The following is a 22,062-nucleotide window of genomic DNA, read 5'->3' on the forward strand; positions in this document are numbered from 1 at the left end:
AGGGAAGAGGGAGAAGTCACTTCATTTGCACGTATCGCCCGCGCCGGCATCCAGATCGAGGCAGCGCCCGTCGATCTCCACCGGCACCGGCACATGGATGAGCGCGGCAAGCGTCGGCGCGATGTCCACCGTCTCCACCGAAAGCGGCTGCTCGAAGCCGGTCATGCCCTTGCGCCAGAACAGGATCGGCACGCGGCGGTCATAGTCCCAGAAGCTGCCATGGGTGGCGATCGAGCCGCCCTCGGTGCCGGCGATCGGCGTGACGCGCGGCTTGAGCGCGATCACCAGATCGCCCGAGCGCTGCGGATCATAGGAAGCGCGGGCGCGCTCGAGCAGGGTCCAGGTCTCGGGCGGGGTGTGGACGATCGGCGTCGCCGCGATCTGGGCGCGGGTGAACACCGCCTCGACCTGGGGATTGGCCGACCAGCGCTTGATCGCCTCGGCCTGCACGCGGGCGCGGTCGGCCTTGCTCAGGTCGGGCGCGAGATAGACGTCGCCCGAATTGCCGCCCACCAGCACCGGGCCGGCGATGCCGAGCGCCGCGCCGATCTCCTTGCCCATCGTCTTGGCGTCGAGCCCCCTGGCGACGCGCGCCGCCATCGGCGCGGCATGCTCGCGGTTGCGCTCGGGCATGTCATGGCCGCCATGATCGGCGGTGAGCACCACGGCATAGTCGACGCCGGTCTTGTCGAGCACGGCGAACAGCTTGCCCAGCGTCTGGTCGAGCGAGAGCAGCTGCAGGCACATCTCGCTGCCTTCGGTGCCCAGGGTGTGGCCGACATAGTCGGTGGCGGAGGCACCGACGATGAGCAGGTCGGTATGGCCCGACTGGCCGAGCTTCATGTCGGTGGCGAGCCCCGCGGCAGTCGCCACGATCGCCTCGTCGAATTCGGGCGAGGCGCGGAAGGCGGTGCTGTTGCCCGCGGCGCGGGCGAAGCGGCCGTCGCCGACGCTGCGGTTCGGGTTGAGCTGGAAGGCGCGGCTGCGCGCCTGGCAGAAGGGCGGCAGGTCGAGCGGCTCCTGCGCCTCGGCGATGCGCTTGGTCACGTTGGCATTCATCCGCGTGACCATCGCCGGCTCGGCGCGGCCGGCATAGGAGACGAACGCCTTGCCGTTCCACCACCAGATCTCGTCGGTCTTGTGCCCGCCCATCATCACGGCGGCACGGTCCTTGCCCGCCACCGAGACGACGCGGCTCTGCGGATCGGCAAGCTTCATCCACTCGCCCAGCGTCGGCACCTTCAGATGCTTGTCCGAGACGGTGTAGTTGTTGGAGGTGCTGCCGGGCACGCTCTCGTCCTCGGCGCAATAGACCGTCTTGTCGGCGCGCGGCGCGCTGAAATCGGTCCAGTCATTGGCGATGATCCCGGTCTTCGACGGATGGTCGCCGGTCAGGATCGTCGAATGGCCCGGGCAGGTCTCGGTCGCGGCATGGCTCTGATAGCCCGAGGGGAAGACCGCGCCCGACATCAGCCGTGCGAAGCCGGCACTGAACTGGGCGCGATATTCCGCGAACAGATCGGCCGAGAACTGGTCGACCGAGATCACCACCACCAGCGACGGCGCGGCGCGCGGGGCCTGGGACGGGACATTCCGCGCCGGCGCGGCTTCCTGGGCGGCGAGCGGGGCTGCGGCGAGCAGCGCGGCTGCTGCTGCGAGCGGACGGAACGACTTCATGCTTTGGCCACCTCCGGCGTGTGCAAATCCTGCCGGGCTGCTATTGGGCCAACAGCTCTTCCACGGCAAGGACGCTCCATGGCGGCGGTTCGTTTCGGATTGATGGCGTTGTTGCTCTGGTTGTTTGCCGGCGTGGCCCTGGCCCAGGCGCCGGGCGAGGAGCATGTGAAGATCACGCTGGTCGCGGAGAGCGATCGGCCCGCGCCCGGCAGCGAGGTGACGCTCGCGCTTGCCTCGGTGCCCGAGAAGGGCTGGCACGCCTATTGGCTCAATCCCGGCGATGCGGGCCTGCCGGCGCGCGCCGAATGGATCCTGCCCAAGGGAGCGAGCACCGGCGAGATTCGCTATCCGGTTCCCGAGCGGCTGACGATCGCCGGGCTGATGAACTATGTCTATGAAGGCCCGTTCGCGCCGCTGGTGACGCTCAGGATCCCGGCCGATGCCACGGGTGCCTTTCCGGTGCGGGTAAAGCTGAACTACCTGGTTTGCACCGACGCGATCTGCGTGCCCGGCAAGGCGGACCTGTCGACGACGCTCCAGATCGGCGACGGCAGCGTGGTTTCCAGCATTCGCGCGCAGTTCGACGTCTGGCGCGCAGCGCTGCCCAGGCCGCTCGGCGCGGAGGGGATCTACCAGGTCGATGGCAAGGCGCTGCGCCTCGCCATTCCGTTCCCGGCCGCTGCGACGGCGCAGGGCGAGGGATATTTCTTCCCCGCCACGCACGGCGCATTCGATTATGCCGCGCCCCAGAAGGTGGCGCGCGACGGCGACCGGGTGGTGGTCGAGACGGCGGGCGTGAAGTCGGTGGGGCCGATCGAGGGGCTGCTGGCGTTCGGCAAGCAGGGCTTCTGGGTGCGCGCGGTGCCCGGTGCCGTTCCGGCGGCGAAGGCTGCCCCCGCACAGATGCCGTGGAGCGGCGCGCTGTTCGCCTTTCTCGGCGCGGTGCTGGGCGGGCTGATCCTCAACATCATGCCCTGCGTCTTCCCGATCCTCAGCCTCAAGGCGCTGAGCCTGGCCAAGGCCAATGCCGAGGGCGGCGACCCGCGCGCCGAGGCGCTGGCCTATACCGCGGGCGTGGTGCTGGTCTGCCTGGCGCTGGGCGGCAGTTTGCTGGCGCTGCGGGCGGGCGGCGCGACGCTGGGCTGGGCCTTCCAGCTGCAGGATCCGCGCGTCATCCTGGTGCTCCTCCTCCTGGTCGCCGGCATCGCCTTCAACCTGGCCGGGCTGTTCGAGCTTTCCGCCCCCGGCTTCGTCAACCGCGCAACCGCCAGGGGAACCGGCGGTGCCTTCATGACCGGCGCGCTCGCCGCCTTCGTCGCGACGCCGTGCACCGGCCCGTTCATGGGCGCGGCGCTGGGCGCGGCGCTGGTGCTGCCCTGGCCGGCGGCGCTGGCGGTGTTCGGCGGCCTCGGGCTCGGCATCGCGCTGCCCTTCCTGCTGCTCGGCTTCGTGCCCGCTTTCCGCCGGCTGCTGCCCCGGCCGGGTGCCTGGATGGAGACGCTGCGCCGCATCCTCTCGGTGCCGATGTTCCTGACGGCCCTCGCCCTCGCCTGGGTGCTGGGGCGGCAGGCCGGGGTGGCCGGCATGACGATCGGCCTTGCCGCTGCCTTGCTCGCGACGCTGGGCCTATGGTGGGCGGGCCTGCGCCAGCGCCGCGGCAAGGCGCGCGCCTGGCTGCCGGCCGTGCCGCTCCTGGCCCTCGCCCTCGCCGCGACCGCGCTGGTCAGCGCCGCGCCCGCCGGGACCGGGGCCGTCGTGCCGGGCGCCGAGAAGTTCAGCGAGGCCCGCCTCGCCGAGCTGACCGCGCAGGGCAAGCCGGTCTTCGCCTATTTCACTGCCGACTGGTGCCTCACCTGCAAGGTCAACGAGAAGGCCGTGATCGAGACGGATGCCGTCGCCAGGGCGCTGGCCGATCACAAGGTGACGGTGCTGGTCGGCGACTGGACCGATGGCGATCCCGCGCTCGGCCGCTTCATCGAACGGCATAACCGCGCGGGCGTGCCGCTCTATCTGTGGTACAAGCCGGGCGAGGCCGAGCCGCGGGTCCTGCCCCAGATATTGACCCAGGCCATGCTGGTCGACCTGGCAAGCAAGGGCTGAGAAGGAGAGCGAAGATGATTCATCGCATGCTGGTCGGTGCCGCCATCGTCGCGGCGGGTGTCGCTGCCGCGCCGCTCATGGCCGAGCCCGATGTCGCCGCCGCCGTCCCCAATTTCCGCGCCCTCGACATGCACGGCAAGGTGGTCGACCTCTCGGCCTATCGCGGCAGGACCGTGGTGCTCGAATGGAACAACCCCGGCTGCCCCTTCGTGAAGAAGCATTATGGCAGCGGCAACATGCAGAGGACCCAGGCGGCGGCGACCGCGCAGGGCGTAGTGTGGCTGACCATCAATTCGGGTGCGCCGGGCCTGCAGGGGCACATGACCGGGGCCGAGGCGCAGAAGTTCGTCGCCGCGGAGAAGGCGAAGCCCACTGCCTATCTGCTCGATCCCAAGGGGCTGGTCGGCAAGGGCTATGGCGCCAAGACGACGCCGCATTTGTATATCATCGATGGCCAGGGCCGGCTCGCCTATAAGGGCGGGATCGACGACAGGCCGACGGCCGACGCGGCGGACATCGCGGGGGCACGCAACCATGTGCTGGCGGCGCTGGCCGAGATGCGCGCGGGCAAGCCGGTATCGGTACCCGAGACGCGACCCTATGGCTGCAGCGTGAAATACGCCGGCTGACGGCATGACGTCTGCCCCCTTGTGCGACGCAACAAAGCGTTGCAGCATGCGATCCGTCGGCATTACCGGCACATGGGAGGCGCATGGCGGCACGCGGGGCGTTCGACGAAATCTGGGGGCATGGCGGGCCTGACAGTCCGCGCGCCGAGTTCGCCGCGCTTTCGAGGTGGCTGGCCGAAACCGATGCCGCCGAGCTGCAGCGCCGCCAGCAATCCGCCGAAGCCGCGTTCCGCCAGCTGGGCATCACCTTTGCCGTCTATGGCGACAGCGACGCGGCGGAGCGGATCATTCCGTTCGACATCGTGCCGCGCGTGTTCCTGGCCGGCGAATGGGCGCGGCTCTCGGAAGGGCTGGTCCAGCGCGTCGAGGCGATCAACGCCTTCCTGGAGGATATCTATGGCGCGCGCCGGATCCTGCGCGAAGGCGTGATCCCGCCGGAGCTGATCTATCTCAACGCGCAGTTCCGTGCCGAGGTCGACGGCGTCCGCCCGCCGCACGGCGTATGGGCGCATATCTGCGGCATCGACCTGGTGCGCACCGGGCCGGATCAGTTCTACGTGCTCGAGGACAACGCCCGCACGCCCTCCGGCGTATCGTACATGCTCGAGAATCGCGAGGCGATGATCCGCCTCTGCCCCGAGCTGTTCCGCGACTTTCGCGTGGCGCCGGTGGACAGCTATCCCGACATGCTGCTGAAGACGATGCAGTCGGTCGCGCCGGGCGGCAACCCCCGGCCGGTCTGCGTCGTACTCACGCCGGGCCATTTCAATTCGGCCTATTACGAGCACAGCTTCCTCGCGGATTCGATGGGCGTCGAGCTGGTCGAGGCGGCGGACCTGGTGGTGGACGACGATGTCGTCTGGATGCAGACGATCGCGGGGCGGGTGAAGGTCGACGTCATCTATCGCCGTATCGACGACGATTTCCTCGATCCGCTGGTCTTCCGCCCGGATTCGATGCTCGGCGTGCCGGGTATCATGGCGGCATATCGCGCCGGCAATGTCGCGATCCTCAACGCGCCGGGCAACGGCATCGCCGACGACAAGGCGATCTACAGCTACATGCCCGAGATCGTCCGCTTCTATTCGGGCGGCGAGGCCAGGCTGCCGAACGTCGAGACCTGGCGCTGCCGCGAGCCCGACGCGCTGAACTATGTGCTTGCCAATCTGCCGGAGCTGGTGGTGAAGCTGGTCGACGGATCGGGCGGCTATGGCATGCTTGTCGGCCCCACTGCGACGCGGGCCGAGATCGCGGCCTTCCGCGCCGCGCTGGTCGCCGAGCCGCATCGCTACATCGCCCAGCCCACGCTGGCGCTGTCCACCGTGCCCACGCTGGCCGAGCAAGGCCTGGCGCCGCGCCATGTCGATTTCCGTCCCTTCGTGCTGACCGGTAGCGACGGCGTGCGCGTCGCGCCGGGCGGGCTCACCCGGGTGGCGCTGCGCGAAGGCTCGCTGGTGGTGAACTCCAGCCAGGGCGGCGGCACCAAGGATAGCTTCGTGCTGCTGGACGACGGGGCATGAGCCGATGCTGATGCTCTCCCGCACCGCGGCGGCGCTCTACTGGCTCGGCCGCTATCTCGAGCGGGCGGATTTCATTGCCCGGCTGGTCGAGGCTACCATCCGCCTCGACGCGCTCTCCGCTCGTCCCGCCGGCGACGCGGCATGGCAGAGCGCGCTCGCCGTCACCTATACCGACCAGGCCTTTGCCGCGACCGGGCAGGAGCCGACCCAGGCCCATGTCGCGCGCTTCCTCGCGCTCGACGACGGCCATCCCGGCTCGATCGTCCGCTGCCTGGAGATGGCGCGCAACAATGCCCGCGCCGTGCGCACCGCGCTCACCCGCGAGGCCTGGACAGCGATCAACCGCGCCTGGCTGCTCTTCCAGAACCGCCAGACCATCGGCGGCGCCACCGCGACGCTCAACCTGCTCGAGCAGGTGAAGGGCGAAACGCGCGGCTTCGAAGGCGCGATCCACCGGATGATGCGCAACGAGGCGACCTTGCTCATCCAGCTCGGCGCGGCGATCGAGCGGGCGGACAACACCGCGCGGCTGGTCGACGTCAAATACCATCTGCTCCTGCCCCAGGACGAGCGGATCGGCGGCGTGGTCGATCGCGACCAGTGGAACACGATCCTGCAGACCGTCTCGGCGGTGAACGCCTATCGCTGGCTCTACGATGACGGGCTCCAGCCGGCCAATGTGATCGACCTGCTGATCAGTCGCGCCGAGCTGCCGCGCAGCCTGGCCGCCTGTGTCGAGGAAGTGGTCGCGCTGCTCAACGCGCTCGCCAAGCGCACCGGGCTCCAGGGCGAGGCGGACCGCATGGCCCGCGCCCGCCTAGCCCGGATGCAGAAGACCAGGACCCATGACGCGATCGTCTCCGGCCTGCACGAGCATCTCGAGGCGTTCGTCCGCGAGAATGCACTGCTCGATGGCGCGATCGCCCGGCAGTTCAGGTTCATCTGATGCGGATCGCGATCGAGCACCGCACTACCTATCGCTTCAGCGAACCCCAGGCGCGCATCGTCCAGATGCTGCGCCTTACCCCGTGCGACACGCAGGACCAGACGGTGGTGAGCTGGCTGGTCGGCGTGGATCGCGACGCGCGCCTTCGCGATACGGGCGACGGCTTCGGCAACATGGTGACGATGCTCTATGCCGAGGGCCCGATCGAGGCGCTCGACATCACGGTGACGGGCGAAGTGCTCACCAGCGAGGCGAGCGGCGTGGTGCGCGGCGCCCTCGAGCCGCTGCCGCCGCTCTTCTACCTGCGCGGCACCGCGCGCACCGAGGCGAGCGACGCGCTGTTCGTCTTCGCCGCGGACAGCGCCGGCACCGCCGACGACACGCTCGAGCGGCTGCACGCCTTCAACGCCGCGCTCCACCGGCGTTTCCCCTGCGTGCCCGACCTGCCCGATGCCGGCTGCACGGCATCAAGGGCATTCGAGACGGGCGGTAAGGTCAGCTCGCGCGACGTCGCCCAGATGTTCATCGCGGGAGCCCGCGGGCTGATGGTGCCGGCGCGCTATGCCTCCGGCTATCGTGCCGAGGATGCCGCCCGCTCCGCTCCGCACGCCTGGGCGGAAGCGCATGTCGAGGGCCTGGGCTGGGTGGGCTTCGACCCCTCGACCGGGCTCAGCCCCGACGAGAGCTATGTCCGCGTTGCGATCGGGCTCGATGCGAGCGGCGCCGCGGCGACGGGCGGCATGCGGATCGGGCATGGGCAGGAGCAACTGGCCGTGGACCTGCACGTCGATCGGCTGGGGGGCGAGGAATAGGATCTTCCCTCGCAACCTGGTTGCGCGGGGGGCGGATCAGGCGAAGGCGGCTGCGTTCGCCTGTATCGGCGCCGCGACGTGCAGGTCCTCGTCCTCCAGCACCGACCAGCCATTGGGGCCCAGCACCTCGATCGGGCGATAGCGCGTCTTGTAGGCCATCCGCTCGCTGCCCTTCACCCAATAGCCGAGATAGACATAGGGCAGGCCGGCGGCCTGGCTGCGCAGGATGTGCTCCATGATGATGAAGTTGCCCAGGCCCGGGCGGCTGTCGTCATCGGCAAGGAAGAAGCTGTAGATCATCGACAGGCCGTCGGCCTGCTGATCGGTGATGCAGGCGCCGACCAGCCGGCCACGCGCGCCGTCCACCGAAGGCTCGCGATATTCGATCACATAGGAGCTGACCGGCGACTGCTCGACCATGTCGGCATAGTCGTTCTCGTCCATCGCCGCCATGCCGCCGCCGGGATGGCGCGCCCCGAGATAGCGGTGGAGCAGCGCGAACTGCTCCTCGGTCGCCCAGGGCTTGCAGGCGGTGATCTCCAGGTCCGAATGGCGCTTGAGCAGCTTGCGCTGGCTGGCATTGGGCTTGAACGCATCGGCGACGACGCGGACCGAGACGCAGGCGGTGCAGCCCGCGCAGCTCGGCCGATAGGCGACCGACTGACTGCGGCGAAAGCCGATGCGGCCCAGCGCGTCGTTCAGTTCGCCCGCGTGCAGTCCCGAAAGCTCGGTGAAGATCTTCCGCTCCTGCCGCCCCGGCAGATAGGGGCAGGGGGAAGGGCTGGTGACGAAGAACCGCGGAAAACGGGAAAGTGCAGTCACCCCTGATGCCCCTATCTTCTGGTCGATACGCTGACCCGGCAGCGCTGAATATGCGGTGGTTCGCCAAGGATGAAAAGCGGCTTTACCATGAAAGAGGGTTAACGATTCACCAGTTTCGCGGAGTGCGCGGACGTTAACCATCGGGCCGCGTAAACCGCTGCCTGAAAAGGGGAATTTGTCCTGTGTGGCCATCATACCGGCTGCGGCGAATCGTGTGAATCCAGCGACGACTCAATTCGTCGCGCGTGCGATTCGTTTCATCGGGTCGGTGCGGAACAGAAGGAGTCCTGCGGAGTCGCGGTCGTTCTCGACGGGCAGGAAGTCGCTGGCCTCCTCCCGTCATGCTGCGCTGGTTCCGGGCCTATCCCCTTTGAGGCAAATACCTCGCTCGTCATCCGCCTTCGCGGGGATGACGAGAGGTGGATGCAAGCCGAGCCCCTTTCCCCATCGCGAACCCGCGCAGCGAGCCCTCGCATGGGAGGGGGAAACAGGGGGCCCCGATAGTCCAAACTTCCTGAACGTCGACGGCCCGAAGCCGCGGCGGATCAGTCGCGCGCCGTCCGGATCACGCCAGCTCGACCAGCTGCACCTCATATTGCGCGCGCCGCAGCGCGGTCATCAGCCGGTCGAGATGGTCGCGGTCGCGCGTCTCGCACTCCACGTCGAGGCTCAGGCCCTTGGCCGGCAGGTTGGTGAAGATGCGCTGGTGCGAAAGCTCCAGGATGTTGACCGAGAGCTGCTCGAAGATCTGCGCCACCTTGTAGAGCGCGCCGGGCCGGTCCTGCAGGCGGATGCGCAGCCGCGCCATCCGGCCCGAGCGGGCAAGGTCGCGCAGCAGCACATAGGCGAGCAGCCGCGGATCGATGTTGCCGCCGCACAGCACGATCCCCACGGTCTTGCCCTTGAAGCGCTGCGGCTCGGCGAGCAGCGCGGCGAGGCCGGCGGCGCCGGCACCCTCGACCACCGTCTTCTCGATCTGGAGCAGCAGGCTCACCGATTCCTCGAGGCGGCGCTCGCTCACCAGCACGATGTCGTCGACCAGCGCTTCGACCAGCTTGGCGGTGATGCCGCCCGGCTGCTTCACGGCGATGCCCTCGGCCAGCGTATCGCCGGCGCAGGGCATGTCGGTGTGGTGGATGCGGTTGTACATCGAGGGGTAGAGCTCGGCCTGGACGCCGACCACTTCGATGTCGCGCCCTTCCGACTTGGCCACGGTGGCGCAGCCCGAGATCAGGCCGCCGCCGCCGATCGGGATGATCAGCGTGTCGATGTCCGGCACATCCTCGATCATCTCGAGCGCCACGGTGCCCTGGCCGGCGATGATGCGCGGATCGTCGAAGGGATGGACGAAGGTGAAGCCGTGCTCCGCCTCCAGCTTGCGGGAATGCGCATAGGCGGCGTCGAACGTCTCGCCTTCCAGGATCACGTTGGCGCCGTGATGCTCGGTCTGCGTCACTTTCACGATCGGCGTGTTCTTCGGCATCACGATCGTGCTCGGGATGCCGAGCCGGGTGGCGTGATAGGCGAGGCCCTGGGCATGGTTGCCGGCCGATGCGGCGATCACGCCCTTGGCGCGCGCCGCTTCGTCGAGCTGGAGCAGCGTGTTGAGCGCGCCGCGCTCCTTGTAGGCGGCGGTGAACTGCAGGTTCTCGAACTTGAGATAGACGGTCGCGCCGGTCAGGTCCGACAGCGTCTTGCTCACCAGCGTCGGCGTCCGCACGATCTGGCCCATGATGCGCGCCTGCGCTGCACGGACGTCGTCGATCGATACGGGGAGCGGCTGGGTCGCCGGGACTGTCTTGCTGGCCATGATTCCGCTCGCCTAGACCATCTGGCGGCGGGGGGAAACCACGCTTCTGCGATGAAGGCCATGTTCGCCGGGCATGAAGGCGCCGTATCTGGCGCGCGGGGAGAACAGGCCCTATGCCCTGGCCCATGCTGAAGCGCCTCCTGCGGCTGTTCGCCGTGCTCGCCCTCCTCCTCGCCCCCGCTGCCGCCATGGCGGACGGGCTGATCGACAACGTCAACGGCATGACGCTGGACGAGAAGGGCGACGTGGTCCGCTTCAACGGCATATTGTTCAACCGCGAGGGCCAGATCACCGCGCTGCTCACCCGCGAGCACAAGCGGCCCAAGAAGCTCGAGTGGAAGCTCGACATGGGCGGCAAGACGCTGCTTCCGGGCATGATCGACGGGCATGGCCATGTGATGGGGCTGGGCGCGCAGCTGCTGCTGCTCGATCTCTCGGCCACCACGTCGCTCGACGAGGCCCTGGCGAAGATCAAGGCCTATGCCGATGCCAATCCCACCAAGTGGATCATCGGCCGCGGCTGGAACCAGGAGACCTGGAAGCTCGGCCGCTTCCCCACCGCGGCGGAGCTCGACCGGGCGGTGTCGGACCGGCCGGCCTGGCTCCAGCGAGTCGACGGCCATGCCGCCTGGGCGAACAGCCGCGCGCTACAGGTTGCCGGCGTCACGGCCGCGACCAAGGATCCGGCCGGCGGGCGTATCGAGCGCGATGCCAGGGGCGCGCCTTCGGGCGTGTTCGTCGACGGCGCCACTGCGCTCATCGACAAGTTCGTGCCCCGGCAGACTCCGCGCGAGCGCAACGCCGCCTTCCTGGCCGCACAGGACCGGCTGCTGTCGCTCGGCATCACCGCCACCGCCGACATGGGCACCAGCGTCGACGACTGGCTCACCTATCGCCGCATGGCCGACCTGGGCCAGCTGCGGATCCGCATCATGAGCTATGCCAGCGGCGTCGAGACCGCGCTGGCGGTGGCCGGGCAGGGGCCGACGCCCTGGCTCTATGGCGACAAGCTGCGCATGGGCGGGATCAAGCTCTATGCCGATGGCGCGCTGGGCAGCCGCGGGGCCTGGCTCAAGGCCGAGTATAGCGATGCGCCGGGCCAGAAGGGGCTGGGCTTCCTCACCGACGACCAGCTGCTCAACATGATGACGCGCGGGGCGATGGACGGTTTCCAGATCGCGGTCCATGCGATCGGCGACCGTGCCAACCAGCAGGTGCTCGACGCGGTCGAGGTACTGTCCGATACCTACAAGGACGATCGCCGCTGGCGGATCGAGCATGCCCAGATCGTCGATCCCAAGGATCTGCCGCGCTTCGCCAAGCTGGGCGTGATCGCCTCGATGCAGCCGGTCCACCAGACCAGCGACATGAAGATGGCCGAGGCCCGGCTGGGCCCCGACCGGCTGGCCGGCGCCTATGCCTGGAAGACGATGCTCCGCGACGGCACGCGCATCGCCTTCGGCTCCGACTATCCGGTCGAGAGCCCCGATCCCTGGGCAGGCTGGGCCGTGGCCTTCACCCGCACCGACGCCAATGGCCAGCCCTTTGGCGGCTGGCGGATCGAAGAGGCGGTGACCCGCGAGCAGGGCTGGGCGGGCTTCACCACCGGCGCGGCCTGGGCCGGCTTTGCCGAGAAGCAGATCGGCCGCCTCGCGCCCGGCATGCGGGCCGACTTCATCATCGTCGATCGCGATCCGCTGCTCGCCTCGCCCGCGGATCTGCGCGGCACCCAGGTGCTCGAGACCTGGGTGGGCGGCGCGCGGGTCTTCGTGAAGAAATAGGCGGGCGGATGCGGGTTGCGATCGGGCAGCTGGATCGACTGCTGCGCCTGCGCCAGCTTTCCGGCACCAATTGGCGGGAGCGTGCCGTCGCCGCGCTGGGGGCTTCGCTTGCCATTGGCGCGGCCGGGGCGATCAGCGCGCTGATCGTCGGCAGCCATGCCGCGTTGCTCCTCGCCGCGCCGATCGGGGCGTCGGCGGTGATCCTGTTCGCGGTGCCCTCGAGCCCGCTTGGCCAGCCCTGGCCGGTGATCGGCGGCACCACCCTGTCGATCGCGTGCGGCATCCTGGCCACGCAGCTGCTCGGGCATGGTCCGCTCGCCGCCGGCTTGGCGGTGGGGGCGTCGATCCTGCTCATGTCGGCGACACGCTCGCTGCATCCGCCGGGCGGCGGCTGCGCGCTCCTGGCCGTGCTCGGCGGGCCCGAGCTGCTCGCCAAGGGCTATTGGCTGGCGCTGGTGCCGGGCGGGCTCAACGCCGCGCTGCTGGTGGTGGCCGGCCTCGTCTTCCACCGCTTCTCGGGCCACAGCTATCCGCACCGCCCGGCACCGGTGCCCGCCGATCCCCATATCCTGCCCGAGGACATCGACGCCGCGCTCGAAGCGGCACACGAAAGCTTCGACGTCAGCCGCGAGGATCTCGCCGCGCTGCTCGAGGCGGCGGAGCGTCACGCCGTGGCGCGGCGGAGGCGCAGATGAGCGAAAGGCCGCGATCCCTTCGGACCGCGGCCTTGCCAATCCCCGTTGAATTGTCGTGTCAGGCGACCGCCGAAATCGGCTCCTGGCCCTCGGCGCCGTCCGGTTCGCGCAGCACATAGCCGCGGCCCCAGACGGTTTCGATATAGTTCTCGCCGTCGCATGCCATGCTGAGCTTCTTGCGCAGCTTGCAGATGAACACGTCGATGATCTTGAGTTCGGGCTCGTCCATGCCGCCATACAGGTGGTTCAGGAACATTTCCTTGGTGAGCGTCGTGCCCTTGCGGAGCGAGAGCAGCTCCAGCATCGCATATTCCTTGCCGGTCAGGTGCACGCGGGCGCTGTCGACTTCGACCGTCTTCGCATCGAGGTTCACCGCCAGCTTGCCGGTGCGGATGACCGACTGGCTGTGTCCCTTGGAGCGGCGGACGACGGCATGGATGCGCGCCACCAGCTCTTCGCGGTGGAAGGGCTTGGTCACATAGTCGTCGGCACCGAAGCCGAAGGAGCGCACCTTGGAATCCATCTCGTTGATGCCGGACAGGATCAGCACCGGCGTCTGCACGCGGGCGACGCGGACCTTCTTCAGGACGTCATATCCGTGCATGTCGGGCAGGTTCAGGTCGAGCAGGATGATATCGTAGTCATAGAGCTTGGCCAGGTCCAAGCCCTCCTCGCCGAGGTCCGTCGTATAGACGTTGAACCCCTCGGTCGTGAGCATCAGCTCGATTGCCTTGGCAGTGCTCGGCTCGTCTTCGATCAACAGCACGCGCATCGTCAAAGTCCCCTTGCCCGCAGGCTGCCTTGCCCCAATGAAAGGCATGCCCTGAGCGATTCATTAACCTAAGCGTGTCTGAAGGCAAAAGGTTAATTTCTCCCTAACCGGCCTGAATCCACGAGTCGCAGGGAATCTACTTAGGCGAGGACTCATCCTCGTTACGGAGTCGAGTCCTTTCGAGGCGAACTTCGCCGCAAGTGCGCTTCAGCTGCTCGGAAAGGAACGCGATCATCGTCTCGACGCGGGCGGGGCGGAGCGTGCCGGGCGGCGTGAGCAGATGGAGCCCGGACGCGCTGGCCGACCATTCGCCGAGCACGGCTTCCAGCCTCCCCTTGGCCAGGTCGTCCCCGACCATGAATTCGGGAAGCCGGGCCACGCCCAGGCCGGCGCGCAGCGCGGGCAGCATCGCGTCGCCATTGTCGGTGCGCATGGGTCCTTCGACCCGCACCGCCGCTTCCTCGCCGCCGGCCTTGCGGAAGCGCCACACATCGGGATTGGCGGTGTTGGTGTAGACGAAGCAGGCATGGCGGGCGAGGTCGGCCGGATGCTGGGGCCGCCCCACGCGATCGAAATAGGCCGGCGACCCGACGATATGGGCCACCATCGGCCCGAGGCGGCGGGCACGCAGCGAACTGTCCGGAAGCTCGGCGATGCGCAGCGCGATGTCGATCCCCTCGCCGACGATGTCGATGAACGCATCGGACAGGCGCAGCTCCACCTTGATGCCCGGATAGAGCTTCATGAAGTCGGCAAGCACCGGGGCCACCGCCTGGATGCCGAAGGTGAGCGGCGCCGCGACCCGGACCAGGCCGGCGGGCGCGCTGGCGGATTCGAAGGCGGCTTCCTCCGCCGCCTCGCCTTCGCTCAGGATGCGCTGGGCATGCTCGGCAAGGCCGCGGCCGCTGTCGGTGAGCGTCAGCCGGCGCGAGGTGCGGTGGAAAAGCGTGGTGCCGAGGCGTGCCTCCAGCCGGGTGATCGCCTTGGATACCGTCGCCTTGGACACCGCCAGCGCATCGGCCGCGCCCGAAAAGGAGCGGTGCTCCACCACCGCGGCGAAAACGGCCCAGGCCTCGAAATCGGGAAGTTTCATGCGTTGCTTCTCTTGTGGTGGTTCATGGCCGCCGGGTGTCGACGGCAATCCAGTTCAATTCCCAGCTCTTGCCGCCATCGGTCGAAAAGGCCTGCTCGAACCGCGCCGAGTTCGGCGTGATGTCCGCGATCACGAAGCGCACCAGGATGGCGCGCCCCTCCCAGCTGTCCTGCGCATAGAATTCGCCGCAGCCCTTGCGGAATGCGCCGATCGGCGCCGGCGTGAGCACGCCTCCGCCGGCGCTGGCGAAGTTCAGCGACCATTGGCGGGCTTGCGGATTGTAGAGCCGCAGCGAGGTACCCTCGACCCGGCCCGCCGGCCCATCGACCTTGAGCTCCGCCAGATTCGCTCGCCCACCCATCACCGGGCGCACCTCGGTGGTGCCGCTATATTCGACCCAGGCCGTCGAGCCCGAGAGCGGGCGCTTCAGGCGCTTGAGGTGCGTCGTCCAGGATCCGATCTCCCAATCGAAATCCTTCTGCCCGTCGGCATCCGGCGTTGCGGCGGCGGGGCAGGTCGTCGGCACCGGGGCCTGTTGCGCCAGTGCGGCGCCGGGCAGGGCGAGCAGCATGGCGGGAGCGGGGAGTCGACGAAGCATATGCGGCATGATGGCGGCCTTCGACGGTGGACCGGACCAGTCTAGCAGCTTTCGCCTCGAACGGAAGTCTTGGGAAACGATCGGTTTCCAACGTTTCCATTTACCGTGCGATCGGACCGCCTATCTTCCTGTCCAACACAGGAGGTTCAGACCCCATGATCGACAAACGACCCTTTGAAACGCTTGGCCATGCCGACCATGGCTGGCTCAATGCGCGGCATCATTTCAGCTTCGCGGACTATTATGATCCCGGCCGCATGAGCTGGGGCGCGCTGCGCGTCTGGAACGACGACGAGATCGCTGCGGGCGCCGGCTTCCCGCCGCATCCGCACCAGGACATGGAGATCATCACCTATGTCCGCCAGGGCGCGATCACGCACCAGGACTCGATGGGCAACAAGGGCCGAACCGGCGCCGGCGACGTCCAGGTGATGAGCGCGGGCACTGGCGTGCGCCATGCCGAATATAATCTCGAGCCGGAGACGACGACGCTCTTCCAGATCTGGATCATGCCGCGCGAGCGGGGCGGCCAGCCGAGCTGGGGCGCCAAGCCTTTCCCCAAGGGCGATCGCTCGGGCAAGTTCGTCACCCTGGCGAGCGGCTTTGCCGATGACGCGGACGCCTTGCCGATCCGGGCCGATGCCCGGGTGCTCGGCGCCACGCTGAAGGCGGGCGAGAGCGTAACCCACGAAGTGGGCGACGGCCGCCACGCCTATCTGGTGCCCGCGGTCGGCAGGATCGAGATCGATGGCGAGCCGGTCAACGCCCGTGACGGGGCCGCGCTCTCCAGCGGCAAGGCCTACACCATCACCGCGATCGAGGACGCCGAGATCGTCCTGGTCGACAGCGAATAATCAGGAAGGGAAGCAAGCATGTCGAAGATCCTCGTTCTCTATTACTCGTCCTATGGCCACCTCGCGAAGATGGCCGATGCCATGGCCGAGGGCGCGCGCAGCGCCGGCGCCCAGGTGGACGTGCGCCGGGTGCCCGAGACGGCGCCGTTCGAAGTCGCGCAGGCGGCCGGCTTCGTCGCCGACCACAGCCACCCGGTGCTCGAGGACGTGGGCGAGCTCGCCAATTATGACGGCATCATCGTCGGCGCGCCGACCCGGTTCGGCCGCATGGCGAGCCAGATGGCTTCGTTCTGGGATCGCGCCGGCGGCGTCTGGTTCCAGGGCCAGTTGAACGGCAAGGTCGGCGGCGCCTTCACTTCGACGGCCACGCAGCATGGCGGCCAGGAGACGACGCTCTTCTCGATCATCACCAACCTGCTGCACTTCGGCCTGACCGTCGTCGGCCTCGACTATGGTTTCCAGGGCCAGTCGGGCGTCGGCGAAGTGAAGGGCGGCTCGCCCTATGGCGCGACCACGATCGCGGACGGCGACGGCAGCCGCCAGCCGAGCGAAGTGGAACTGGACGGCGCCCGCTATCAGGGCCGCCGCATCGCCGAACTGGCCAACAAGATCGCGGCTTCCCCCCGCGAAGTCGAGACCGCGTAATCTCCCCCTCCTGGCGCGGTCTCCAGGGACGGCGGCCGGACCTCGGGTCCGGCCGCCGTTTTCGTTTGCGCGCGCGGGGCGGCGGGAAGCGCCGGGAAACTGGCCTGCGCCGCGGCGAAGCGGGCACGGGCCGCGGGCGCGCCCACCCAGCGCCAATGCCAGGGCTCCCAGCCCACGCCCTGCTTGTTGCCCGCGGGGAAGGAGAGCTCGAAGCCGAACTCCGGCGCCCGGCGCATCAGCCATTGCCCGCCCGGCGTCAGCGCGAAGCATTGCTCGACGGCGCGGCAATTTGCGCCGCGCTGGAGGAAGTCGATCGCATAGCCGGTGGCATGCTCGCTATAGCCCGGCGGCGCCACGAAGCGGGCCCGCAAGGCCGCCTCGCCGTCGCAATCGCGCAGCCCCGCGCAGAACACCCGGCGCTGATGGGCGATCGAGCGGAAGCAGGACAGCGCGCCGAGCGCGATCCCCTCCGCCTGCGCCGCGGCGAGCAACCGCTCGATATCGGGCACCGCCTCCCGCGCCATGACGCAGCCCGCCAGGCCCGGCACCGGCGCAAGGTCCGCGGGGGACGCCTCGCCATAGGGAAGGTGGTTGAACAGGCGCGTGACGGCGACGGGCACGGGGGCAGCATCGTTCGCGGCATGCGCCGTCAGCGGCAGGAGCGAGAGCAGGATCAGGGCCGAAGGACGCATACGCAACCTCGCGACGCCGCAAAAAAGGCGTCACCCGTTCAAACGCGGTTCAAGCGGAAAGGCTCACGCAACTTTGCACATTGCTGTGTCGTTGCGCAGTTGTGTCCACAGGGTCAAAACAGGCCCGCCGTTGCAGCAGAGGGAGAAATCATCATGTTCCTGCGAGTTTCATGTCTTGCCTTGTCCGCGGTGCTGTTGAGCACCACCGCTTCGGCGGCGCCGGCGCCGAATCACGCCGCGCCTGCCGCCATGCAGCGGGTGGACGGCAACAATGTCGGCCGCGTCCGCCACAGCGGCGGCGGTGCCTTTGTCGAGACCCGTCCGGGTCGCTGGGTCGAGTTCGCCGACGACGGCACGCTCATCCATCGCTTCGACGAGACCAACCGCAGCCGCGATGCGGTCAACCTCTACGATCCGTCGCGCGGCGCGCGCGTGCGCCTCGACCTGCGCCGCGGCGACATCTCGGGCGTGCCGCGCTCGGGCTCGCCGCGCTTCCTCTACCGCATCACCGACGTCGACCCGCGCCGCAACAACGGCTGGGGCGACAATGGCGGTTGGGGCGAGGGCGGCTGGGGCCGTCCCGGCGGCGGTCGCCCCGGCGGCGGCGGCTGGGATCGCCCCGGTGGCGGCCGTCCGGGCGACGGCGGCTGGGATCGCCCCGGTGGCGGCCGTCCCGGTGACGGCGGCGGCTGGGGCACCGGCGGCGTGATCCGCGACATCGAGGTCGGCCCGATCTGGAATCAGTCCGACGCCGAGCGCAAGTGCCGCGACACTGCCCGCAACATGCGCGCCGAATGGACCGGCAACTGGCACACTACCGCCGAAGGCCGCCAGTCGGTCTGCTCGATCCGCTTCCAGCGCTGATCCGAACCCACCACCGCTGGCGCTCCGGCGCCGGCGGTGGCATGGGCAGGCGATGTTCAAGGATCGCGTGCTCTTCATCGACGGCGAGGCATTGGTGATCGACAAGCCCGCGGGCCTGCCGGTCGATCGTCCGCGGGACCGCGCGGAAAGCCTCGAGGACCTGCTCGACCAGCTCACCTTCGGGTTCCAGCGCCTGCCGGTGCCGGTCCACCGGCTCGACCGCGATACCAGCGGCTGCCTGTTGCTCGCCCGCAACCCCAAGGCGCTGAAGCGCTTCGCCCAGGCCTTCGAGGCTGGCGCCGTGGCCAAGCGATACTTGGCGATCCTCGAGGGCGAGCCCGCACTCGACAGCGGCACGATCGACTTGCCGCTGGCCAAGGTCTCGACCCGCGAGCAGGGCTGGCGGATGGTCGGCGATCCCAGGGGCAAGGCCTCGATAACCCGCTACAAGGTGATGGAGCGCAAGGGCGGCAGGAGCCTGGTCGCCTTCTATCCCGAGACCGGCCGCACCCATCAGATCCGCGTTCACGCGGCCGAAGGGCTGGGCGCGCCGGTGATGGGCGATCCGGTCTATGGCCGGGGCGGGCCGGCGATGATGCTGCATGCGGTCGAACTGACTCTCCCGCGCGAGGGCAAGGACGATATCCACGCCACCGCCCCGCTGCCGGTGCGCTTCCACAATGCCGGGTTCGGGCCCGGCTTCGGCCGTGGCTGAGATACCCGACGAGGCGATCGTCGAGGAGAAGTTCCTCGCCTCGACCGGCCCGGGCGGGCAGAACGTCAACAAGGTCGCCACCGCCGTCCAGCTGCGAATCGACGTGTTCAAGCTGGGCCTGGCATCCTATGCCTATCAGAAGCTCAAGACGCTGGCCGGCACCAAGCTGACCGCGGGCGGAGAGCTGGTGATCACCGCCCGCAAGTTCCGCACCCAGGAAGCCAACCGCGCCGATGCCCGCGAGCGCGTCGTCGAGCTGATCGCCAAGGCGCATGAGCGTGACGCGAAGCGGATCAAGACCAAGCCCAGCAAGGCGGCCAAGGCGCGGCGGGTGGACGAGAAGAAGGGGCGCAGCGCAGTGAAGGCGGGCCGAGGCAAGGTGCGGTTCGATTAGGGCGAGAACCCAAACAAGTATCTGATTTTCTTTCGTCATCCCCGCGTAGGCGGGGATCCAGGGCCAGGCGCGGAGCCGAGGTGGCCGGGGTGCTGTCCGCTCCGGACGGCGTTCGCACGGTGGTGCCGATATCCCGCATTACCCTGGATCCCCGCCTGCGCGGGGATGACGATTGAAGGAATATGAGTCCCCAACCTAGCGTTCCCGCGCAAGCCACCCGCGCGGGCTGGTGCCGGTCCAGCGCTTGAACGCGCGCGAGAAGGCGCTGGGATCGGAGAAGCCGACCAGATAGGCGGTCTCGTTCACCGAAGTCCGCCCGCCGCTCAGATAGTTGAGCGCCATGCGGTGGCGGAGCGCGTCGAGCACTGCCTCATAGCCGCTGTCCTCATCCTTCAGCCGGCGCTGAAGCGAGCGCTGGCTGAGCCCCAGTTTCCGGGCAACTGCCTCCATCGCGACATCGCCCCGGTGGAGCACCGGCACCAGCACGCCTTCGACCCGGCCGTGCATCGACTTGGCATTTTCCAGCTCTCGCACCAGCCGGTCGGCGCGTTCGCTGAGCACGCCAAAGGCATAGCGGCTGGGATTGTGCAGCGCGATGCCGAGCCAGGACGGATCGATCCGGATCGCGTTGCGATCGCTGGCGAAGGTCGCCGGCACGCCCAGCACCGCTTCATATTCGTCGGCATGGGCCGGGGCGGGATGGGTGACGTGCACCGCCAGCGCGAAGGGCGCGTCGGGGAAGTGGCGCCGCGTCTCGCCGATGAAGCGGGCCCAACTGGCCTCGGTCATCTCGGGAAAGGCATCGGGGTCGGCGCGGGTGTCGGTGAGCCAGGTGCCGCCGTCGCGCTGCTCGATCCGGAAGCGGGGCCCCGCCATCGCCAGATCGACTTCGGCGACGAGCCGGCCATAGCGATTCAGCTCGGCCAGCGCCTCGCCCATGGTGGGCGCGGCATAGCAGATGAGGCCGACCACCGAGAATTCGCGGAAATCATTGCCCGCGCCCAGATGCAGCGCGAGCGCGGGCATGCGGCACAGTTCCTTCGCGGTGCGCATCAGCGCCTGATAGCGGGCGAAGGGCACGCGGGTGTCGGGATCGGCAAGGCCGGCCGGATCGATCCCCGATCGCCGCGCCAGCTCGGCCGGGTCGGCGCCGCGGGCTACGGCGAAGCGCCATAGATAGCCGGCATAGCCCGCCGAGACGGTCGGCGCCCTTTGGCGCGCAAAGTCATGCTTTCCGGTCGGCATGGTCATGTCCGGGACCAGTCTCGCCGGGTTATCGACTCCTTGGCAAGTCCGGGAGGGAAGATGACCGAGAAGACCGTCGCCATGTGGAGCGTGAAGGCGCTCAGGGGTTCCGCCTTCTTCTGGTTCGCCGTCGCGACGACCGGTCAGCTGGCCTTCGTTCTCTACATCGCCGGCTTCTATGGCCGTGCCGCCGCCCGGGGCGATTTCGAGCGGTGGAACCAGGTGCTGGTCGGCGGCTATGTCCCGGGCGGGCTGGCCGGCAACCTCGTCCTCGCGATGCATCTCCTGCTCGCGGCGGTCATCACGCTGGGCGGCCCGCTCCAGCTCGTGCCCGCGATCCGCCGCCGCTGGCCGCGTGTGCATCGCTGGAACGGCCGCGCATACATGCTCACCGCGCTGCTGATCAGCCTGGGCGGGCTCTACATGGTATGGACCCGGGGCACGGCGGGCGGCCCGTCGCTGCGGATCGGAATCAGCCTGAACGGGCTGCTGATCATCGGCGCGGCAACGGTCGCCTGGCGCTTCGCCCGCCAGCGCCGCTTCGCCGAGCATCGCCGCTGGGCGCTGCGCACCTTCGTGCTGGCGAGCGGCGTGTGGTTCTTCCGCGTCGGGCTGATGTTCTGGATCCTCGCCAATCGCGGGCCGGTGGGCATCGGGCCGGATTTTGACGGCCCCTTCGTCCGCGCCTGGGCCTTTGGCTGCTATCTCGTGCCGCTGGCGCTGCTCGAGCTCTATCTGGCCGCCGAGCGGCGCGGGCCGTTGTCGCGCTTTGCCGCCGCCGCGGGGCTCGGGCTGCTCACGCTCGCGGCCGGGGTCGGCATTTTCGGCGCGGTGATGGCGATGTGGCTGCCGCGCCTGCTCGGTTGACCCCTCCCGCCGGAGCGCCGGATCGACTACATGGGGGTCATGTACGCCTTCGACATCGACACCGCCGACAAGACCGAACTCTATCGCGACCTCGCCGCCGCGCTCGACGCGCTCACCGCCGACGAGCCTGACGCGATCGCCAACATGGCGAACGTATCGGCGCTGATCTGGCAGTATCTGCCCGGCCTGAACTGGGCGGGCTTCTATCGCAACGTGAACGACGAGCTGGTGCTCGGGCCGTTCCAGGGCAAGGCCGCCTGCATCCGCATCCCCTTCGGCAAGGGCGTGTGCGGCACCGCCGCCGCGACGCGCGAGACGCAGCTGGTCGAGGACGTGCACGCCTTTCCCGGCCATATCGCCTGCGACGCGGCCAGCCGGTCCGAGCTGGTCGTGCCGATCGTCGTCCAGGGCGTCCTGCTCGGCGTGCTCGACCTCGACAGTCCCGATCCGGCCCGGTTCGACGCCGGCGACGCCGCCGGCTGCGAGGCGCTGATGCGCATCCTCGGTCCCCGTCTGGTCGGCTGACCCGGA

At 68.8% G+C, this 22,062-nt stretch carries 22 protein-coding genes; 14 read left to right on the forward strand and 8 right to left on the reverse strand.

Features of this window, described 5'->3' with window-relative positions:
* Positions 1 to 21: 21 nt before the first annotated feature.
* On the reverse strand, positions 22 to 1,677 hold the full coding sequence (locus BGP17_RS21410) for an alkaline phosphatase family protein (protein WP_167297914.1): 1,656 nt from the start codon (positions 1,675 to 1,677) through the stop codon (positions 22 to 24).
* 78 nt (positions 1,678 to 1,755) lie between these two features.
* Here BGP17_RS21410 and BGP17_RS21415 point away from each other — a divergent pair, with 78 nt between their 5' ends.
* The 5 genes from BGP17_RS21415 (at position 1,756) to BGP17_RS21435 (ending at position 7,684) form a co-directional block, all read left to right on the forward strand.
* Complete coding sequence (locus BGP17_RS21415; RefSeq protein WP_286713545.1) at positions 1,756 to 3,777, forward strand: protein-disulfide reductase DsbD family protein; 2,022 nt, start codon at positions 1,756 to 1,758, stop codon at positions 3,775 to 3,777.
* Positions 3,778 to 3,791: 14 nt separating this feature from the next.
* Positions 3,792 to 4,406, forward strand: coding sequence for a redoxin domain-containing protein (locus BGP17_RS21420; protein WP_286713546.1), 615 nt, complete (start codon positions 3,792 to 3,794; stop codon positions 4,404 to 4,406).
* An 83-nt stretch (positions 4,407 to 4,489) separates the two neighbouring features.
* The gene (locus tag BGP17_RS21425) at positions 4,490 to 5,926 is read left to right on the forward strand and encodes a circularly permuted type 2 ATP-grasp protein (RefSeq protein WP_167297917.1); all 1,437 of its coding nucleotides are present in this window, start codon (positions 4,490 to 4,492) and stop codon (positions 5,924 to 5,926) included.
* Between the two features lie 10 nt (positions 5,927 to 5,936).
* Positions 5,937 to 6,872, forward strand: a complete 936-nt coding sequence (locus BGP17_RS21430) for an alpha-E domain-containing protein (RefSeq protein WP_208413480.1) — start codon at positions 5,937 to 5,939, stop codon at positions 6,870 to 6,872.
* Positions 6,872 to 7,684 carry a transglutaminase family protein gene (locus BGP17_RS21435; protein WP_167297919.1) on the forward strand — a complete coding sequence of 271 codons (813 nt, stop codon included), beginning with the start codon at positions 6,872 to 6,874 and terminating at the stop codon, positions 7,682 to 7,684. Before BGP17_RS21430 ends, BGP17_RS21435 begins: the two co-directional genes overlap by 1 nt.
* A 36-nt stretch (positions 7,685 to 7,720) precedes the next feature.
* Here the strand turns inward: BGP17_RS21435 and BGP17_RS21440 are convergent, their stop codons facing one another.
* Positions 7,721 to 8,506 carry an arginyltransferase gene (locus tag BGP17_RS21440; RefSeq protein WP_167297920.1) on the reverse strand — a complete coding sequence of 262 codons (786 nt, stop codon included), beginning with the start codon at positions 8,504 to 8,506 and terminating at the stop codon, positions 7,721 to 7,723.
* Between the two features lie 565 nt (positions 8,507 to 9,071).
* Positions 9,072 to 10,316: a threonine ammonia-lyase gene (locus BGP17_RS21445; RefSeq protein WP_286713547.1), complete on the reverse strand. Its 1,245-nt coding sequence runs from the start codon at positions 10,314 to 10,316 to the stop codon at positions 9,072 to 9,074.
* Positions 10,317 to 10,441: 125 nt separating this feature from the next.
* Between BGP17_RS21445 and BGP17_RS21450 the strand changes: the two genes are divergently transcribed.
* The gene (locus BGP17_RS21450) at positions 10,442 to 12,097 is read left to right on the forward strand and encodes an amidohydrolase (RefSeq protein ID WP_286713549.1); all 1,656 of its coding nucleotides are present in this window, start codon (positions 10,442 to 10,444) and stop codon (positions 12,095 to 12,097) included.
* A gap of 8 nt (positions 12,098 to 12,105) precedes the next feature.
* Positions 12,106 to 12,792, forward strand: coding sequence for an HPP family protein (locus tag BGP17_RS21455; protein WP_286713550.1), 687 nt, complete (start codon positions 12,106 to 12,108; stop codon positions 12,790 to 12,792).
* Between the two features lie 58 nt (positions 12,793 to 12,850).
* Here BGP17_RS21455 and ctrA read toward each other — a convergent pair whose 3' ends face one another.
* The 3 genes from ctrA to BGP17_RS21470 form a co-directional block, all read right to left on the reverse strand.
* Positions 12,851 to 13,564 (reverse strand): response regulator transcription factor CtrA, encoded by a 714-nt coding sequence (gene ctrA / locus BGP17_RS21460; RefSeq protein ID WP_167297923.1) that lies wholly within the window; start codon positions 13,562 to 13,564, stop codon positions 12,851 to 12,853.
* A gap of 136 nt (positions 13,565 to 13,700) precedes the next feature.
* Positions 13,701 to 14,657: a LysR family transcriptional regulator gene (locus BGP17_RS21465; RefSeq protein WP_167297924.1), complete on the reverse strand. Its 957-nt coding sequence runs from the start codon at positions 14,655 to 14,657 to the stop codon at positions 13,701 to 13,703.
* 22 nt (positions 14,658 to 14,679) lie between these two features.
* A complete protein-coding gene (locus BGP17_RS21470) occupies positions 14,680 to 15,255 on the reverse strand; it encodes a hypothetical protein (protein WP_286713552.1) in 576 nt (191 codons plus the stop codon).
* Positions 15,256 to 15,410: 155 nt separating this feature from the next.
* Between BGP17_RS21470 and BGP17_RS21475 the strand changes: the two genes are divergently transcribed.
* Together BGP17_RS21475 and wrbA are read left to right on the forward strand one after the other, a co-directional pair.
* Entirely contained in the window at positions 15,411 to 16,109 is a 699-nt protein-coding gene (locus tag BGP17_RS21475; protein WP_286713553.1) for a pirin family protein, read from the forward strand.
* An 18-nt stretch (positions 16,110 to 16,127) separates the two neighbouring features.
* Positions 16,128 to 16,754, forward strand: a complete 627-nt coding sequence (gene wrbA / locus BGP17_RS21480) for an NAD(P)H:quinone oxidoreductase (RefSeq protein ID WP_167297926.1) — start codon at positions 16,128 to 16,130, stop codon at positions 16,752 to 16,754.
* Here the strand turns inward: wrbA and BGP17_RS21485 are convergent.
* Entirely contained in the window at positions 16,685 to 17,446 is a 762-nt protein-coding gene (locus BGP17_RS21485; RefSeq protein ID WP_286713554.1) for a M15 family metallopeptidase, read from the reverse strand. The two genes, wrbA and BGP17_RS21485, sit on opposite strands and share 70 nt — an antisense overlap.
* A 153-nt stretch (positions 17,447 to 17,599) precedes the next feature.
* Here BGP17_RS21485 and BGP17_RS21490 point away from each other — a divergent pair, with 153 nt between their 5' ends.
* From BGP17_RS21490 to arfB, 3 genes are read left to right on the forward strand one after another with little or no spacing between them, the layout of a single operon-like run.
* On the forward strand, positions 17,600 to 18,310 hold the full coding sequence (locus tag BGP17_RS21490) for a mannan-binding protein (protein ID WP_286713556.1): 711 nt from the start codon (positions 17,600 to 17,602) through the stop codon (positions 18,308 to 18,310).
* A gap of 52 nt (positions 18,311 to 18,362) precedes the next feature.
* Positions 18,363 to 19,025, forward strand: a complete 663-nt coding sequence (locus BGP17_RS21495; protein ID WP_286713557.1) for an RluA family pseudouridine synthase — start codon at positions 18,363 to 18,365, stop codon at positions 19,023 to 19,025.
* On the forward strand, positions 19,018 to 19,419 hold the full coding sequence (gene arfB, locus BGP17_RS21500; RefSeq protein WP_286713559.1) for an alternative ribosome rescue aminoacyl-tRNA hydrolase ArfB: 402 nt from the start codon (positions 19,018 to 19,020) through the stop codon (positions 19,417 to 19,419). Before BGP17_RS21495 ends, arfB begins: the two co-directional genes overlap by 8 nt.
* A 195-nt stretch (positions 19,420 to 19,614) precedes the next feature.
* Here arfB and BGP17_RS21505 read toward each other — a convergent pair whose 3' ends face one another.
* Complete coding sequence (locus BGP17_RS21505) at positions 19,615 to 20,670, reverse strand: AraC family transcriptional regulator (protein ID WP_286713560.1); 1,056 nt, start codon at positions 20,668 to 20,670, stop codon at positions 19,615 to 19,617.
* 54 nt (positions 20,671 to 20,724) lie between these two features.
* On the opposite strand from BGP17_RS21505, the gene BGP17_RS21510 reads away from it, so the two are divergent.
* Both BGP17_RS21510 and msrC read left to right on the forward strand, forming a co-directional pair.
* Positions 20,725 to 21,531, forward strand: coding sequence for a DUF2306 domain-containing protein (locus BGP17_RS21510; protein WP_167297931.1), 807 nt, complete (start codon positions 20,725 to 20,727; stop codon positions 21,529 to 21,531).
* A 39-nt stretch (positions 21,532 to 21,570) separates the two neighbouring features.
* Positions 21,571 to 22,056, forward strand: coding sequence for a free L-methionine (R)-S-oxide reductase MsrC (msrC, locus tag BGP17_RS21515; protein ID WP_167299323.1), 486 nt, complete (start codon positions 21,571 to 21,573; stop codon positions 22,054 to 22,056).
* The last annotated feature ends 6 nt before the right edge of the window (positions 22,057 to 22,062 follow it).

It is taken from the genome of Sphingomonas sp. 67-41, assembly GCF_001899725.1.
Lineage (GTDB): Bacteria > Pseudomonadota > Alphaproteobacteria > Sphingomonadales > Sphingomonadaceae > Sphingomonas > Sphingomonas leidyi.

Excerpts from the sequence above, each read along its gene's own strand:
- ctrA (WP_167297923.1), bottom strand. The coding sequence starts at position 13,564 with ATGCGCGTGCTGTTGATCGAAGACGAGCCGAGCACTGCCAAGGCAATC.
- BGP17_RS21430 (WP_208413480.1), top strand. The coding sequence starts at position 5,937 with ATGCTCTCCCGCACCGCGGCGGCGCTCTACTGGCTCGGCCGCTATCTC.
- BGP17_RS21415 (WP_286713545.1), top strand. The coding sequence starts at position 1,756 with ATGGCGGCGGTTCGTTTCGGATTGATGGCGTTGTTGCTCTGGTTGTTT.
- BGP17_RS21505 (WP_286713560.1), bottom strand. The coding sequence starts at position 20,670 with ATGACCATGCCGACCGGAAAGCATGACTTTGCGCGCCAAAGGGCGCCG.
- BGP17_RS21420 (WP_286713546.1), top strand. The coding sequence starts at position 3,792 with ATGATTCATCGCATGCTGGTCGGTGCCGCCATCGTCGCGGCGGGTGTC.
- BGP17_RS21410 (WP_167297914.1), bottom strand. The coding sequence starts at position 1,677 with ATGAAGTCGTTCCGTCCGCTCGCAGCAGCAGCCGCGCTGCTCGCCGCA.
- BGP17_RS21435 (WP_167297919.1), top strand. The coding sequence starts at position 6,872 with ATGCGGATCGCGATCGAGCACCGCACTACCTATCGCTTCAGCGAACCC.
- BGP17_RS21475 (WP_286713553.1), top strand. The coding sequence starts at position 15,411 with ATGATCGACAAACGACCCTTTGAAACGCTTGGCCATGCCGACCATGGC.
- BGP17_RS21425 (WP_167297917.1), top strand. The coding sequence starts at position 4,490 with ATGGCGGCACGCGGGGCGTTCGACGAAATCTGGGGGCATGGCGGGCCT.
- BGP17_RS21495 (WP_286713557.1), top strand. The coding sequence starts at position 18,363 with ATGTTCAAGGATCGCGTGCTCTTCATCGACGGCGAGGCATTGGTGATC.
- BGP17_RS21485 (WP_286713554.1), bottom strand. The coding sequence starts at position 17,446 with ATGCGTCCTTCGGCCCTGATCCTGCTCTCGCTCCTGCCGCTGACGGCG.
- wrbA (WP_167297926.1), top strand. The coding sequence starts at position 16,128 with ATGTCGAAGATCCTCGTTCTCTATTACTCGTCCTATGGCCACCTCGCG.
- BGP17_RS21510 (WP_167297931.1), top strand. The coding sequence starts at position 20,725 with ATGACCGAGAAGACCGTCGCCATGTGGAGCGTGAAGGCGCTCAGGGGT.
- BGP17_RS21455 (WP_286713550.1), top strand. The coding sequence starts at position 12,106 with ATGCGGGTTGCGATCGGGCAGCTGGATCGACTGCTGCGCCTGCGCCAG.
- BGP17_RS21445 (WP_286713547.1), bottom strand. The coding sequence starts at position 10,316 with ATGGCCAGCAAGACAGTCCCGGCGACCCAGCCGCTCCCCGTATCGATC.
- BGP17_RS21465 (WP_167297924.1), bottom strand. The coding sequence starts at position 14,657 with ATGAAACTTCCCGATTTCGAGGCCTGGGCCGTTTTCGCCGCGGTGGTG.
- BGP17_RS21450 (WP_286713549.1), top strand. The coding sequence starts at position 10,442 with ATGCTGAAGCGCCTCCTGCGGCTGTTCGCCGTGCTCGCCCTCCTCCTC.
- msrC (WP_167299323.1), top strand. The coding sequence starts at position 21,571 with ATGTACGCCTTCGACATCGACACCGCCGACAAGACCGAACTCTATCGC.
- BGP17_RS21490 (WP_286713556.1), top strand. The coding sequence starts at position 17,600 with ATGTTCCTGCGAGTTTCATGTCTTGCCTTGTCCGCGGTGCTGTTGAGC.
- BGP17_RS21470 (WP_286713552.1), bottom strand. The coding sequence starts at position 15,255 with ATGCTTCGTCGACTCCCCGCTCCCGCCATGCTGCTCGCCCTGCCCGGC.